The sequence below is a fragment of the Pleurocapsa sp. FMAR1 genome (genome assembly GCF_963665995.1).
Lineage (GTDB): Bacteria > Cyanobacteriota > Cyanobacteriia > Cyanobacteriales > Xenococcaceae > Waterburya.
This window is the reverse complement of sequence record NZ_OY762512.1, coordinates 1,407,357-1,423,592: the sequence shown is the minus strand read 5'-3', so window position 1 is coordinate 1,423,592 and position 16,236 is coordinate 1,407,357. Positions and strand designations below refer to the sequence as shown.

General features: G+C 39.8%; 11 protein-coding genes. 5 read left to right on the top strand and 6 right to left on the bottom strand.

Features of this window, described 5'->3' with window-relative positions; genetic code table 11:
- Window positions 1-6 precede the first annotated feature (6 nt).
- Both SLP02_RS06905 and SLP02_RS06900 read left to right on the top strand, forming a co-directional pair.
- On the top strand, window positions 7-156 hold the full coding sequence (locus SLP02_RS06905; protein WP_319419922.1) for a type II toxin-antitoxin system VapC family toxin: 150 nt from the start codon (window positions 7-9) through the stop codon (window positions 154-156).
- Between the two features lie 45 nt (window positions 157-201).
- A complete protein-coding gene (locus SLP02_RS06900) occupies window positions 202-393 on the top strand; it encodes a PIN domain-containing protein (RefSeq protein ID WP_319419921.1) in 192 nt (63 codons plus the stop codon).
- Between the two features lie 37 nt (window positions 394-430).
- On the opposite strand, the gene SLP02_RS06895 is transcribed toward SLP02_RS06900, so the two are convergent.
- Window positions 431-3,343: a glycerol-3-phosphate acyltransferase gene (locus SLP02_RS06895; protein WP_319419920.1), complete on the bottom strand. Its 2,913-nt coding sequence runs from the start codon at window positions 3,341-3,343 to the stop codon at window positions 431-433.
- Window positions 3,344-3,504: 161 nt separating this feature from the next.
- Between SLP02_RS06895 and SLP02_RS06890 the strand changes: the two genes are divergently transcribed.
- Window positions 3,505-4,119 (top strand): transglutaminase-like domain-containing protein, encoded by a 615-nt coding sequence (locus SLP02_RS06890; RefSeq protein ID WP_319419919.1) that lies wholly within the window; start codon window positions 3,505-3,507, stop codon window positions 4,117-4,119.
- A gap of 122 nt (window positions 4,120-4,241) precedes the next feature.
- On the opposite strand, the gene SLP02_RS06885 is transcribed toward SLP02_RS06890, so the two are convergent.
- The gene (locus SLP02_RS06885; RefSeq protein WP_319419918.1) at window positions 4,242-4,589 is read right to left on the bottom strand and encodes a MerR family transcriptional regulator; all 348 of its coding nucleotides are present in this window, start codon (window positions 4,587-4,589) and stop codon (window positions 4,242-4,244) included.
- Window positions 4,590-4,688: 99 nt separating this feature from the next.
- Here SLP02_RS06885 and SLP02_RS06880 point away from each other — a divergent pair, with 99 nt between their 5' ends.
- Window positions 4,689-5,648, top strand: a complete 960-nt coding sequence (locus SLP02_RS06880) for an SDR family NAD(P)-dependent oxidoreductase (protein ID WP_319419917.1) — start codon at window positions 4,689-4,691, stop codon at window positions 5,646-5,648.
- Between the two features lie 257 nt (window positions 5,649-5,905).
- Here the strand turns inward: SLP02_RS06880 and rimM are convergent, their stop codons facing one another.
- From rimM to SLP02_RS06865, 3 genes are all read right to left on the bottom strand, one after another.
- A complete protein-coding gene (rimM, locus tag SLP02_RS06875; RefSeq protein ID WP_319419916.1) occupies window positions 5,906-6,553 on the bottom strand; it encodes a ribosome maturation factor RimM in 648 nt (215 codons plus the stop codon).
- 14 nt (window positions 6,554-6,567) lie between these two features.
- On the bottom strand, window positions 6,568-7,845 hold the full coding sequence (locus SLP02_RS06870) for a valine--pyruvate transaminase (RefSeq protein ID WP_319419915.1): 1,278 nt from the start codon (window positions 7,843-7,845) through the stop codon (window positions 6,568-6,570).
- 135 nt (window positions 7,846-7,980) lie between these two features.
- Window positions 7,981-12,150, bottom strand: a complete 4,170-nt coding sequence (locus SLP02_RS06865; protein WP_319419914.1) for a choice-of-anchor Q domain-containing protein — start codon at window positions 12,148-12,150, stop codon at window positions 7,981-7,983.
- 340 nt (window positions 12,151-12,490) lie between these two features.
- Here SLP02_RS06865 and SLP02_RS06860 point away from each other — a divergent pair, with 340 nt between their 5' ends.
- Entirely contained in the window at window positions 12,491-13,534 is a 1,044-nt protein-coding gene (locus SLP02_RS06860; protein ID WP_319419913.1) for a glycoside hydrolase family 10 protein, read from the top strand.
- A 350-nt stretch (window positions 13,535-13,884) separates the two neighbouring features.
- On the opposite strand, the gene ftsH is transcribed toward SLP02_RS06860, so the two are convergent.
- The gene (gene ftsH / locus SLP02_RS06855) at window positions 13,885-15,831 is read right to left on the bottom strand and encodes an ATP-dependent zinc metalloprotease FtsH (RefSeq protein ID WP_319419912.1); all 1,947 of its coding nucleotides are present in this window, start codon (window positions 15,829-15,831) and stop codon (window positions 13,885-13,887) included.
- Window positions 15,832-16,236: the final 405 nt, after the last annotated feature.

Genomic DNA, 16,236 nt, shown 5'->3' with positions numbered 1-16,236 from the left:
TCCTCAATGAGAATACTGTTAGATACCCATATTTTTCTTTGGCTTATTGATGACAGTAAACGATTATCAGACAAACATCGTCAAATAATTCAAAACCCCAGCAATCAGAAATTTTTAAGCGTCGTCTCTATCTGGGAATGTGTAATCAAATATTAGATAGGCAAGCTCGATTTTCCGAGTTCTCCAGAAACTTATTTGCCAATGGAAAGAAGAAAACACCTAATTAAAATATTGACTGTTGAAGAAGATAGTATTGCTCAATTAATCAATCTTCCTTTATTGCATCGCGACCCATTCGACCGCCTAATAATTTCTCAAGCCTTACATCATGAATTGGTAATAATGTCTGAAGATAAAGCAATATTAGCTTATCCAAAAATTAAGTTTTTATGAAGTTTGAAAATTATTTCCAAGGCGAGCAAAAACAAATCTAATCCAAAATTTCCACAATTCCTGTCTGACCATTTATTCTTACCCTCTGACCGTCCTGAAGTAAATTAGTAGCATTAGTAAGATCCATCACCGCTGGAATCTTGTATTCCCTAGCAACAATTGCCCCATGAGATAAACGACCACCAACTTCTGAAATTAGTCCCCCTGCACGGGCTAAAATTGGCGACCAACCAGCATCAGTATAGGGAACAACCAAAATAGTCTGGCTGTCAATCTTGGTCATTTGCTCAAGACTGTATACAATTTTAATTACTCCTTCTACCTGACCAACACCAGTACCTATTCCCTGAAACTTTCGTTGAGAATTAGATACTGCTGGTGTAATTAAAGCTGAGGCTTCAGGCTTACCATAGATAAGCTTGGGCATGGAAGTTAATTTTTTGTCTTGCTGCCACTGTTGTTTTCTCTGTTTAATTAACTGAGATAACTGCCCAATTGTCGGAGCATCTTGTTCAACTAAAGAAACAATCTCTTCCAGCTTGAGTAAAAATATATCTCCTGAATTGTCAATCAAACCTCGATCTAACCACTGCTGCTCTAGTGCTAAAAAGCTCCAGCGTAGATTTGCCAACAGCCTGTTATATGTCTCGCCAACTACGGCTTTAAGATCTAATCTTTTTTGGATTAACTTAGCTTTCCAAGACTGCTGAAGAATCACTGATGATTGAGCCTGTTTTGCTCCTTGAGCATCAAAGAAAAATCGCGTAAACATTTGCCTGGGAATACTGGGCTTATCTCGCCAACGAGGGACGGCGATATCTGTCGCTACTTCACTAAGATAGCCATATTCCGAGAGCCAAAGATTAAATCGCTCTATAATGCTTGTTCCCTCTGGATTTTCAGCAATATGGGCAAAAAGAGACGCGCTAGAGTCAAAAGTAATTTTTTCTGCGGTTAACAATTTGCGAGTTTGGGTAGCAACCTCTGCCAAAGTTTTGACGGCTCTGACTTCTGGTGTTTGACTATGATCTAATTCGGCTTCATTTACTTTAAAAATTGCTTGACGTATTGCCAAACTCAAAGGTGCAAGAATGTTGTAATAGGTAACTTTATCCAGTAACCCTAAAATAGTGTTGATTCGGTCAATAAGTTCGGCTGGAGATAACTCATTGGCTGATTGTTCGACCATCACGGATAAAATCGGTTCAAACTTAAGGCGATCGCCTTCAAAGCTTTTACCTAAACTCCACTCTCGCTTAAATAATCGCCACAGCCCAGACAGATTCTTGATTGTAGTTATCAAGGGCGGCTTGGTGAATGCTGCGCCTCTGGTGAGAAATTCTAAACTTTCTGGAGGTAAACCCATGCGACGAAAGATAGTTCCTAATAGGGTTACATTAAAATAGGCACTGGCAAAATGCAGAGTTGCAGTCTCTTCAAAGTTTAAATCTCTAGCGCGATCGCCTAAAACAATCGTAAACAGTTTCCCCCACACGCCACAGGTTAGGGGTTGGTTGATTGACCAAGTAAGCGGGCGAATCTTGCCAGGAATAACTTCGGCGGCGATTCGTCTTGTCCAAATCGGCTGGAGGGTGGTAATTGGACGCACCTGTAACAGCCATAGCTTATTACCGTCGTAAGTCCATTCAAGATCTTGGGGAATGCCTTCAAAAAGGTCTTCCATTTCTCTTGCCAGAAGTGCTGCTGATTCAATAATATCTGCGGGAATAACTATCTGATCATCCTGAGCATTTTCTGCGGTTACGCTTATAGTTGCATCGCTCAAAGAAGCGTCAGGAATTGCTACTCGATATCTTTGGGGAGTAAACCTGCCTGAAACAATTTTGGTTGCTTTACCAGGTAGAGCTTCTACTGCTACGGTATCATTTAGCCGCTCTACAGGATCGCGACTAAAAGCCACCCCGCTATATATTCCTTCAATCTGCTTTTGAATTAAAACCGCTATTGACTCGTTTGATTGTCGATTATGGCGACGATACTCGACAGCATTGCTATGGGAATAAGAAGTTTGACAGCTAATTATAGCCGAACGTAGTTTTTCTTTACTAGTAACATCTAAAATACTTAAATACTGTCCCGCAGCCGAAGCGGTTGCCGAGTCTTCCCCCACCGCTGAAGAACGCACGATTAAAGGAGATTGGGGCGATGGTTCAAGGGCAGCTATCAAGGCTTCTAGATTATCTCCTGGGCGCAATATCCAGCCTTCTACTACTGGATATCCTTTTCTTTTAAGCCAGGAAAGATTAGCTGCTTTTGCACCTACTTGATTGGCATTCAATCGGCTATTGAGATTAATAATACTGGTGTCTCCCTGAAAAAAACGAAACATTTTATTAGTGCTAGCTTGTGTGGTATTGTCGGTCAAATCGAGGTCATCTGGTATGTTTTGATAAATCCAAGCCAGTAAACTAGCCAAAGCGAAAGTAGCAACCGCATATTCTAGGTGATCTGGATTACGTAAGCCAATAATTACCACCAGTAAAACTAACGCACCATATTTACCCGTAGTGCGATCGCGAATTATGGTAAAGCTAACTAAACTAATCAACCATGTTAGCCCCGCAGCAATTGGGTCGTGTGCCACAATTCCCCAGACTGCATTAGTTGTTCCCGCGCTCTTGCCGATCCAGTAACGCCCCATCACTAAAGCAATTATCGCCACAATCTCCCACACTGAACCAACTGGAAAAAAAATTCTGGCTAACAATACCGCAATAATTCCTTTTGCTGCTTCGGAGAGTACAGCCAAGATTCCTGCTAGTTTACCGCCATGATAAAAAGCTGCTGATACTGAAATATTACCAGTTCCCAGTTTTCTTAGCTGACGACCAGTTATTGCATATGTAATCCAGTCGATCAAAGGAATTCCACCCAATAAAGGACAGACAATAAAAATGGTAAGGCAACCCCAAATGGGTGACAAGTTCATGGTTCTAAATCAATATTCTCGATAATCAAATCTTCTTCTCAATTTACTATGCCCATGATTGTATTGCCTTATTGTATCTATTTGTAATTGATCAAGGATAATAGTCAATAAAATTAGCAATATTCTGCCAAATTTTTTATCTGTAAATTTTACTTTTTGAAATGCAAGAATACTTAACTTCAACAATCATAATAGATTGGCAGCAACCCAATGTTTTACAATTAGCCCGACAATTGGCAACATCAAATACAAATACAACTGCTAAAAGCTGTTTTGAATGGGTTCGAGATAATATTTATCATAGTAGTGACTACAAAATGAACCCTCTAACCTGTAAGGCATCAGAGGTATTAAAGTATAAAACTGGCTATTGCTATGCTAAGAGTCATCTGTTGGCTGCATTGCTGAGGGCTAACTCTATTCCCACAGGCTTCTGTTATCAAAGACTGAGCGTTTTTGATGATGGTACGCCCTATTCCTTACATGGGTTTAATGCTGTTTATCTGCCTGAATATAGCTGGTATCGCTTAGATGCACGGGGTAACAAAATAGGAGTAAATGCTCAATTCACACCACCCCAGGAACAATTAGCCTTTGGAATTAATTTTCCTGAAGAAATCGACTGCCACCATATATTTGCCGAACCTCTGCCAGAAGTAGTTAAAGCATTACAAAGCCATACTACTTGGAATGGGATGTTACATAATTTACCTGATGTTGAGCGAAATTATTTAGCTGCATTTGAGGCGACGGCGACAAAGCTTGAAAGTGCCTAGTTAGTCTACAGGTACAAAATCATAACCATAGGATGAGCGATTTCCAGGCTGCACCTTAACTAACTGTACTGCCAAATTGCGATCGCCCTTTCTCAAAGTCAACTATATCTACTAACTATTTCTTAGCCTTTGCTTTCCAACCACTTTAGCTTATCGACAAGATGGCACCTAAACTCTTGAAGTTGAATAATCTTCTCATCCATTTCGGCAATTTTGTTGCGAGTAATCCGCGCTCTATCTTCGATTGAAAGCCTGTCCCACTCATCCATCAATTGCTTTAATTCCCTGAGCGTAAATCCAAAAGCTTTTCCATGCTTGATAAACTCTAAACGCGACACAGCTTCATTATCGTAGTGACGATAGTTATTTTCGGCACGCTTGTTGTTTGAGTTGAGGAGTCCAGACTTCTCGTAGAAACGAATTGTATCTTTCGAGAATCCTGTTTTCTGGGAGAGTTCGCTAATCAACATAAAACACTGAGGTTAGGAAGTTTAGAATTGGTACTTGACATTGGAGTATACTCCATACTTTAAGTTTGACATAGTTCTTAAATTTACAGGCTAGACACTATGCAAGATCCAACCCAAGCAAGCAAAACTGTTATCATTACAGGCTCAACCAGTGGTTTAGGCTATTACTGCGCTGAAGCGATCGCCAGATCTGGGCAAGACTGGCACATCATCATCGCTAGTCACAATCTGTCCAGAGTTGAAGAAGCTGTTCGTACCTTAATGGCTGAAACTGAATACTCAAATATTGAGGGAATGGCTCTCGATTTGGCATCGCTGGCATCAGTGCGTCAGTTCGCACAGGATTTCATAACTGGAGAACGACCCCCTTTACAGGCGATCGTTTGTAATGCAGGAATTCAAATCGTTTCAGACACGCGCTACACAGAAGATGGGTTTGAGATGACATTTGGTGTGAACCATCTAGGACACTTTCTACTCGTCAATCTGCTTTTGCCACAGATGAGCGATCGCTCTCGTATTGTATTCGTCAGCAGCGACGTACATAATCCAGACGCAAACACGGGAATGCCAAACCCGCAATACCAAGATGCGAAACTTCTTGCATTCCCTGACAATAATGACAATGACACAGATATTGGGAACACGGGGCGAGGACGCTATACCACTTCTAAACTCTGCAACATTCTCTGTACTTACGAGCTTTCACGTCGCTTGCAAAAGCAACAGTCAAATATTACGGTGAATGCTTTCAACCCAGGTTTAATGCTCGACACAAAGTTGGCTAGAGACTATAGCGAAGCAGAACTCTCTGCTTTAATTACAACCACTTCACAGTCTGTTATGGAGAATGCTAGAGACTCTAAAGCAATGGGCAGCGCTCTTGCCAGACTTATTCTCGATTCCTCACTGAATCAGGTTACAGGTAAATATTTTGATGGACTGGAGGAAATTCAATCTTCTGCTGAATCCTACGATGAGAAGAAAGCATCCGAACTTTGGGAATCTAGTGCGAGGTTAATCGAACTTTCACCCAAAGAAGCAACTCTTCTGAATTAAGCCAGTTCGTCTGAAATTGAGGAGCGATAGTCATCACTAATGCTTCTCTTTATATAGAATAATAAATAGGCGAAAGAAATTGAATAAAGTTAATCTACAGGTACAAAATCATAACCATAGGATGAACGATTCCCTGGCTGCACCTTAACTAACTGTACTGCCGAATTGCGATCGCGATATTCCTCAAGATTGGAGTAGACAAAATATCTGCCCTATGTATAATTTAGAAGAATTGTTTAGCCCCAATTAGCCTAAACTTATTCATGGATATTTAACAAGCCATTCGGAGGAGTTATTTCTAAACGTTGATTAGCAATATCGACTACGGGAACTATTTCTTTGACAAAGGGAACAAAAACAGTAAAAGGTTTTGACGATTTTGGTCTGTATTTTTTGCGTTTGCTGCGTCGGCTAATCTCAGACAAATCCCGATCGCTTTTAGCTTCTATATCTGGCTGTTGGTGCAGCCTGATTTCTAATAAATCATTCCCTGCTGTATATAGCTCGACAACTACTCCTATATTTTCCCCTGTTTCTTGGTGATAGACTTCTAAGCCTACTAAATCAGCAACATGATACTCATCTGTTTTTAGTTTTGGGCGATCGCTTTTATCCACCAGCAGTTTATAGTCACGTAGTTCATCAGCTTGGCTACGATCTTCTATTCCCTCTAATTTAATTACATACAGGTTTTTGCCCGCAATGTATCTGCCTCCTCGCAACTGGACTTCTGTAATTGCCGAAGTCTGAGGATGTTTGAGCCAACGAGTACCTGCTTTAGTAAAACGTTCAGGAAAATCGGAGTCTGGATATACTCGTAATTCTCCTTTTAAACCTTGAGGCGAGGTGATAGTTCCTACTTCTAACCATTCTTCTTGGTTGATGGTTAATTCGGGATTGTTCATTATTGATACTTAATTTAAACTGTTGTTGTTTGATAAACATTTCTGGCAACTTTGGCTAAACGCTGCATTGCTTCGGCTATTTCGGTTTCGGTTGCAGTCAAGCTAATGCGTAAACACTGCTGTTTATGTTGCCAATCTTCTTTTAAGCCAGGAAAAAAGCTACTTCCAGGTACAGCAATCACTCCCACCGCTTTTAATTGTTGATAAAATTCCCAGTCTGTCATCGGCAAATCCTTAAGCCATAGCCAGGCAAAAATTGCTCCTTCCCCCTGATGGAGATACCAAGGAATGTCTTGTGGCATAGCTGCATCGAGAGTATTGGCTAAAACTTTGATTTTGCGCTGATAGTGGGGACGAATAACATTTGTGGCAATATTAGCTAGTTTACCAGAGGCGATCGCTCTAGCGGCGATCGCCTGTCCATAGCGGGAAGAATGTATACAGGCATTTGTTTGAAAAGATTCTAATATTTGAATCAGTTGAGGATCGCCAATAGCAATACCAATTCTCTCCCCTGGTAATCCTGCTTTGGATAAGCTCATACAGTGAATAATATTCTCGCCAAACTGGGGAGTCATCTCTGTAAAGTTTAATGCTGGAAAAGGCGGTGCGTAAGCAGAGTCGATAAATACAGGAACATCTTGCTTGGCAGCCAAGGCAGCTATTTTAGCTACTTCTTCATCGCTGATTACATTTCCTGTCGGGTTGCAGGGACGAGAAAAAATTACACAGCCAGTTTGCTCATTTATTTGCAGTTGGCTAAAATCAGGGCGATATTTAAACCGATGTTTGTCTTCGTCGATTTCTAAAGTGGGTTTATATGCCAGTAATGCCTCTGGGGTTAAACTAACGCCACCATAGCCTGTATAGTCGGGACTAAGAGGTAAAACAACCTGTTTCAGTTCTCCTGATGCAGTATAGCCACCAAAAGCATTAGCAGCATAGAGATATAGAGCCTGAGAACCACCTGTAATCAGAATATTGCGATCGCTCAAGTTCAAATCATAACGAGCGTTAAAATCGTTAATTACAGCCTCTATCAAAGGTGCATAGCCTTGAGATGAACCATAACGACAAACCACTTCGCCGTATTCATCACTATCCAACAATTCTTGTGTGCAGTCGCGCCATAGCTGTTCAACTTCAGGCAAAATTACAGGATTACCTGCACTGAGATTGATGAATTCTCTGCCAGCACTATTGCTCAAGGTTTCAATAATGTCTTTCATGATGGCTCTAACTCCTGTTAGTTGAGACATCTGCGAACCAAATTGAGATAGAGCAGGATTCATTGGTAATTACCTAAGAGCAAAAAAAATAGCTTTACGGCTTATTTTAACTTGAGTTTGCTTGCTAGATTCAGAAAAGAAAAGAGCGATCGCTCTTTAGTATTATTTAGTAAGTCTAATCACAATAAGCTTTTTAGTCTATATCTCTTGAAACTGGTCGATGGTCAGTTGGCTTGGACTAACACCTAGCACTACCGCCAATTCTCCTTGATAACTAATAAAGCTATTAACTCTACCAGTAATTTCCAGTTCATCGTAGGTAATATCATCAGCCAAACCAAGGCGATCTTGATTAAGTTCAAAATCACGAATCCATTCCAGACCTCCTTTTATATTCTCTAAATAAAACAGATCCTGTCCCGCGTCCCCAGTTAAAACATCAATATCACCACCACCTATCAAAACGTCATTTCCCTTGCCACCATTGAGGCGATCAAACTGTTGACCACCTTTGAGAGTGTCATTACCAGCCTCACCGTTAAGAATATCCCTACCCTCATCACCGCTAATAATATCGTCACCAGCACTACCCTTTAGAGTATCGTTACCAGCCTCACCATTGATAATTGTATTAATCGGGGAATTTATTGGTTCTGATTGGACTTCATAAGCACCGATATCGGTTTGCTGAATAGATCGTTTCAATCGTCGCTGATCGGTGGTTAGTTTGTTGGGGTTGCTACCTACATTAATTGCTGGGGAGTCAGGAAGTAAAGCATGAGTAAAAGTTAGACCGCCATTATCCCGTAACTCTCCTAGTTTTGGCTCTAGAGGGTTAGCTAATGTACCGACCAGATCGCCGTTGACACCATCAGCAAAATCAGTCTTATCCCCATTGCCAATCAGGTTATGACCATCGCTGATTACTATACTTTTATCATCAATATCGCGATCGCCAACATTTCCTGCAACAATAGTACTTTCTAAGGTAGTAGAACCATTTAAATTAGGCTCATCTGCTTCTTTGTGATAAACACCACTACCTAAAGATCCAGAATTATTGAAAATAGTGCTGTTTTGTATTTTGGTATGGCGAGCAAAACTATCAACACCGCCACCATTGCCTTGAGTCGTATTACCAGAGATGGTGCTATTACTAATTATGGTTTGACTAGAATTGTCATGATAACTCCCGCTATTAGAAATGCCCCCACCATTACCTTGAGCCGTGTTAGCAGAAATGGTACTATTGCTGATTTTCATAGTTATAGAACCATCATCAGCTTCGTCAGAGTTCAAAATACCACCACCATCAGCATTATTCTGATAATATGACTCGGCAGAATTATCGGCAATAGTACTAGAATTAATTTTGATAGTACCTTGATTATAAATTCCCCCACCACCACCTTTAGAGACATTTTTAGCAATGATGCTGTTGGTTATTACTAAATTTTCCCGATTATAGATTCCTCCTCCAAGTCGGTCATGAAAGTCTGGGGTAGAGTCTTTGGCAGAACCTCCCGTAATAGTTAAGCCATCAAGAGTAACATTCATAATTGAGTCATCTACTTCATCGTAATTTGAGTCTTCTATGGCATCATCGATCTTTAAAACGCGACTATTATTATTGGCATCAATAGTTAAATTATTTGCTCCCAAGCCTTTAATGGTTAGGTCTTTGTCAATGATTAATTGTCCTAATTCAAGAGTAATAGTCCCACCTTTAAGATTAGGGTCAAAGGTAATTGTATCGCCACTATCACTGTATAAAATTGCCTCTCGCAACGAGATATCATCTGCACTTAGATTGCGATCGTCTTCGTCATCTAAAATGGTTACAGTGGGGTCTGGTGGTAGAACTAAAGGAGCATAAATTGAATCGGTATCCGCTTCAAAAGCACCAATATCCGTAGCATCAAACAAAGTTCGCTCAAAACCTTTTCCCCGTTGATCGGTAGTTAGTTTGTTTGTGTTACTACCTGTATTAATTGCTGGGGAGTCGGGAAGTAGAGCGTGAGTAAAAGTCAAACCGCCATTGTCTTGCAACTCACCTAGTTGAGGATCGATAGGAGCTTTATTAGTGCCGACAATATCTTGCTTAATGCCGTTAACGAAAACTGTACTATTGACCTTACCAATAAAGTTATTACCACCACTTTTGCCATCGCCTGCAAAATCATCATTTTTGGCATTGCCAGCAATAATACTGCTAGTAAAAGTACTGACTCCACTAAAAGAATAGACTCCACTACCATTACCTCCAGCAACATTAAGGCTATTCTTAGCAGTATTATCAGTGATCGTACTATTATTAACTTCTAAACGAAAAAAAGCATTAGCATCAATACCACCACCTTGACCCTGAGCAGTATTACCACTAATCGTACTATTATTAACTATGGTTGAGCCACCCTCATAAGTTGAGTCAAAAATACCACCGCCTCCATATTCCGTCGAATTGTTGTTGCTAATCGTAGAGTTATTGATAGTAGTATTAGAGTCAGAATTGTACACACCACCGCCAAACTCAGCTAAATTTTCGCTAATAGTGGAATTATTAACAGTTGTTGTGGCAAATTTGTTCGTCGATACACCACCCCCACTCTTAGCTGAATTACCTCTAATAATTGATTGATTAACTGTCAGATTTTCCTGATTATTAATCCCTCCACCTCCTTCTTCAGCAGCATTTCCGCCAGTAATAGTTAGTTTGGCGATCGCCACATCAAGACGAGTATCAGAACCATTATCAACATTAAATACCCGACTTTTATTATCTGCATCTATGGTTAACTTATCTGCACCCAAACCAAGAATGCTTAAGCTTTTGTCTACAGTTAACTCTCCTAGAGTCAGAGTAATCTTTCCACCACTAAGACTAGGATCGAAAGTAATACTATCTCCAGAATTGCTCTCTAGAATTGCTTCTCGTAGGGAAATATCATCGGCACTCAAATCACCATCATCTTCATCATTTAGAGTCGTTACTATTCTTGATGTTGGCTCTGGTGGCAGAAATGGCAGATCGTAAATCGAGTCGGTATCCGCTTCAAAAGCACCAATATCCGTAGCATCAAACAGAACGCGCTCAAACCCTTTCCCTCGTTGATCGGTAGTTAATTTTTCAGGGTTGCTACCTGTATTAATCGCTATACTTTCAGGCAACAGAGCATGAGTAAAAGTAGCTCCACCATTATCTTTTAACTCACCTAGTTGAGGATCTATTGGCTTATTAGCAGTACCGACGAGATCGTCATTAAATAGATTGACAAAATCTGGCGCACCATTTCCATTGCCAATTAAGTTATTACCTCCAGAGATAATACCTGCACCATTTGCATCATTGTTGTCAACGTTACCTGCAATGATGCTGCTGGTGATATTTATCCTACCTTCGTTACCTTGCTGTATTCCCCCACCCTCTGGAGCGGAATTATTAGTAATGGTGCTGTTGGTAACACTTTGAGAACCATAGGTAGAACCAAATAAAATACCACCACCAAATGTCTTGGCAGTATTGCCACTAATAGTGCTGTCGATCAAGATGCCACCGCCATCAAATCCAGCAATATTGATGCCTCCTCCAGAATCTGCTCGATTATTGCTAATGGTACTGTCAACTGCTTCGACTTTACTGCTGGAGATAATACCACCGCCTCTGCCTACTGCCGTATTTTGATCGATAGTACTATCATCAATCTTTATTCGACCATAATTGTTGTCAATTCCACCCCCAGAGCCATCAGTGGATTTGCTAGTAACACTAGTGGCATTTAAAAATAGAGAGAAAGGATAGTCATTAACTGTAATACCTGCGTCATGGTAAATACCAGCACCTTCTCCTGCCGAATTATTACTAATAACGCTGTTGTTAATTACTGTTGCAGAATTTTTATCGTCTGTATATCCCAAATCACTGGATATACCACCGCCAACTCCATTTGTAGAATTATCGGTAATAATACTGTTATTGATAGTTAACTTTTCCGTGTTTAAGATACCACCACCATTTTGATTGCCAGCATTACCACCAGTAATAGTTAAATTATCTATAGTGACATCTGCAAATTTATCGAGATTATTATTAATATCAAAAACTCGACTTTTATTATTGCCATTTATTGTCACTTGACCATTATCAAAACCTTGAATAGTTAGATTTTTATCAATACTTAGTTCGCCACGAGTCAACAAAATAGTCTTATTCTTCAGGCTGTTGTCGAAGCTAACTTTACTTCCATCTTGGCTATGGACAATTGCCTCTCGCAGGGAGATATCATTAGGAGCTAAGTTTCCATCATCTTCGTCATCTAAAATCGTGACAATAGGATTATTTAGACTTAGATTTTCTGGGAAATTTTCCATAATTTTTAAGCTTTAGGAACTTGAAATTACATTAGTTGCAAAATTGCGTAGCCAAGCTATGTCGTAAGCCGATCGCGATTTCAATCAGCATTTGTACTTGTCTATGTTATTCGCAGTAAAATTTTTTTAAGCGCAGAATTTTAATGTCCTGCATGACAGGTCTTGTTTTAGGAGCATTATTAAGATATATGTATGTTTTAATTTGTGGCTAAACTAAAATCTCAACTTGGCGATCGCACTCAGTGATTTAGTAGATATTTGCGATCGCCTTACAGCTGGGGACAAGTAAGCCAAGACAAACTACACTATCGTCATAGCGATACTTGGAAAGCAAAAAACAGTGATTTTAAAGTTGATTATTCGAGTTAAAAAGTTAATTTTTCTATTCGCTATTAGTGTTACTATCTTCTTTTTTCTAAGTCTTTTGACTACTGTACCAAGCCATACGCCACAAAAATCTGAGTCGCTCAAAGGCATCTGGCTAAGTCATTTTGGCAATGCTTTTCTAACTTATACAAACCTGACAGACAATGCTTTTTATCAACTATCTCGTCTTAATTACAATCGGGTTTATGTTGATGTCTACAATAACGGAACAGCTTATTCTAGCAAGTATGCTCCCAGAAACTATCTCGTATCTTTGCCTTTTACCAATCCTTTGAAAACTGCTATTAAACAAGGAAAACACCAAGGTTTAAAAGTATATGCTTGGTATGAACATGGAATGATGACTTTTCCTAATTCAGAGTTAGCTCAACAACATCCAGATTGGATTTTAGCCACTAATCAAGGCGAAAAGTTAATCGATCGTCATTGGTGGCTAGATCCAGCTAACCCAGAGGTACAGCAATACTTGGTAAATTTATTTACTGAAGTTGCAGCGTCCTATCTCGATCTTTACGGTATTCAAATTGACGATCATTGGGGTATACCAATTCAGTTTGGCAATAAAACTGTTGAGATGACACAGTTAACCCGCAAGGTAGTAAAAGCCATCAGAAAAATTAGACCAGACTTAGTTATTTCTCTTTCTCCTCATCCTTTAAGATTTTCCCTAAATAGATACTCACAAGATTGGCTAGCTTGGATTAAAGCGGGACTAATCGATGAATTAGTGATGCAGCTTTATCGTCAGACTAGCCAAGAAGTCGCACTGTCAATCGATAACTCTATTTTACCTGAAGTAAAAAACTATGTAGATGTAGCAGTTGGTATTTATGCAGGTGGTTTTACAAAACAAAAGCCTTTAGCTGAGATCCAACAACAAATGAATACAGTTAAACAATATGGCTATGGCTACGCAATTTTTTCCTGGGAAGCATCATTTGGCTTATTGCGTTGGAGTAATCGTCAGCAAAAAGAAAACTTTCTCAAGGCAATTTAGATGCTAACGAAGTGGGTACCAATACCAAGTCGCTTTCAAAGAGATAAGATTATCTCGCGCCAAGACGCAAAGACGCAAAGAGTAAAATTACAGGTTTGAATGCAACTCGGTATAAACCGCATCTACTTTGAAGTGCGTAGAATAAGCTTATACCAATTCTCGAATATAGCGAGAGACTTGGGTTGTGTGTGGGGTATGGAGTGTAGGATAAATATAGGGTTACGAGTTTTTAGTTATCTGTTCGGATAAGGGACGTAAGTTAAAAGATAAAAAGCTATCCAGTCGCACGTAACAATCGCCTGTACTTAGATTAAGTACAGGCGATTGCTTTAGAATGCTTTAACTAGTTACTACTTTTTAGTCAGACTAAGGGTTCTATCTCTTGTTTCTTCAGATTGATAATTAGGAGAAAATCGAGCGAGGTACTTGCGAAACTCTTTACCCTCAATTGTTTCTTTTTCAATCAAAATATCTACAATTCGATCGACAGCTAAACGATTCTCACCAATTATCTTTTTAGCTTTGTTATGGCACTCCAGAGCAATATTGCGGATACGCACATCAATTTGGGCAGCAACTTCTTCTGAATATTCGTTTCTCGTCCCAGAATCACCCCCCAAGAATACGGGTTGTTCTTGACCCTCCAAGGCTAATGCTCCTAAATCTGACATTCCAAATTTAGTTACCATTTTGCGCGCTAAAGAAGTCAGCATTTGAATATCTTGACCTGCACCTTGAGTTATCTCATCTGTGCCAAATATTATTTCTTCGGCTGCTCTACCGCCTAAAAGCGAAGTAATTTTTGCCAGAATTTTTGATTTGGTTTCTAACCCCATTTCTTCTTCTGGAGTAAACCAAGTCAAACCTCCTGCGCCTCCTCTGGGAATGATAGTAACCTTCTCTACGGGATCGTGTCCAGGAATCATACTAGCAACGATCGCATGACCAACTTCATGATAGGCAATTAGTCTTTTGAACTTACTATCTATTAAAGGAATGCCTTCCATTCCCGCTACAATACGATCTACGGCATCATTTACCTCTAACATTGTTACCGCCTCTTTATGTCTTCTGGCGGTCAAAATTGCAGCTTCATTCAAGAGGTTCGCTAAATCTGCACCGCTAAATCCAGGAGTACGACGAGCGATCGCATCTAAAGATACTTCAGGGGCAATTTTCTTGCCACGGGCATGAACTTCTAGAATACCTAGTCTACCCTGCAAATCAGGATAGTCCACCATTACCTGACGATCAAAACGACCAGGACGCAGCAAAGCCTGATCTAGAACATCAGGACGATTGGTAGCAGCAATAACGATAACGCCACTATTGCCTTCAAAACCGTCCATCTCCGTCAGCAGTTGATTAAGAGTTTGTTCTCGCTCATCGTTGCCTCCGCCAATCCCTGCACCCCTTTGGCGACCAACGGCATCTATTTCATCAATAAAAATAATGCAGGGGGCATTTTCTTTGGCTTTTTTAAATAAATCGCGAACGCGGGATGCACCTACACCAACAAACATCTCGACAAACTCAGAACCAGAGATGCTAAAAAATGGCACTCCAGCTTCTCCAGCGATCGCTTTTGCTAAGAGGGTTTTACCTGTCCCAGGAGGACCAATTAATAATACTCCCCTAGGAATTTTGGCACCAATTGCCGTAAATCTTTCTGGTTCTTTGAGAAAGGTTACGACTTCTTGTAACTCTTCTTTGGCTTCTTCGATTCCTGCTACATCATTAAACTGAATCCCCGTTTTTGCCTCCATCTGAAACTTGGCTTTGGATTTCCCAAAACTCATAGCTTGACCAGAAGCATTAGCAGAGCGACGCACAATCATAATCAGCCCCAATATTAAAACAAAAAAGATCAGTAGATTCAACAAAATGCCTACAGTTGTTGAGCGATCTACGGAAGTTTTGATGGCAAAATCGACGTTTTGAGCCCGTATCTTCGGAATCAGATCTTGATTTTGCTCAAATAAAACTACTTCATGGGGAGGAGAGCCTTTTTCTTGTCCCTTCAAGGTCACGTTGGCAAGATTAGTAGTTTCATCAATTTCTACTTTTGCAACTTGGTTATCTGCTAATTTTTTTAAAAACTCACCGTAATTAAGATTATTGTTGGATTTCTGCTGTGCCAAAATGGGAGTTGCCAGAAAAAGGGTCTGAAAAATTATCCATCCCGCAGCTAACTTTCTTACTGAAGTGCTTATTTTACTGTTTTTCTTGCGGTTGCTGAGTTTTGAAACAGTAGAATTTGCTAATTGCTTTTCTACTTTTGTCTGAAAGTTGTTCATAGTTATATATAGCTATTTGTTTACTAGATACATATATAAGATTTAAGAATAACTCTAGCCTAACTAAAAAAAATGATTTTTTGCCACACTTAGTTTATTAAACTGAATACTGTGCTTGAGTTTGATTTTTGCAAATCGCTATTGCAAGCAGCGATGTCCAATCAGAAATTATACTGATTGAGAAATTTAGAAGTTAATCACAAGGTCTTCAATTATAGTTCAAAGTTTTACGGTGTATTTTATATTGTATTATATCGAGATTAGAGAAAGTTATCTTGGCACAAATCATAGATAGCTTTTTCGGCTATCTAGTTTAAAGAGCGATCGCAGCCTTTGATCGAGCTTTAAAATTAGATCGAAGCGTAGATATATAGTCGAGAAGCAGATAGAGTTGCTTTATTTATA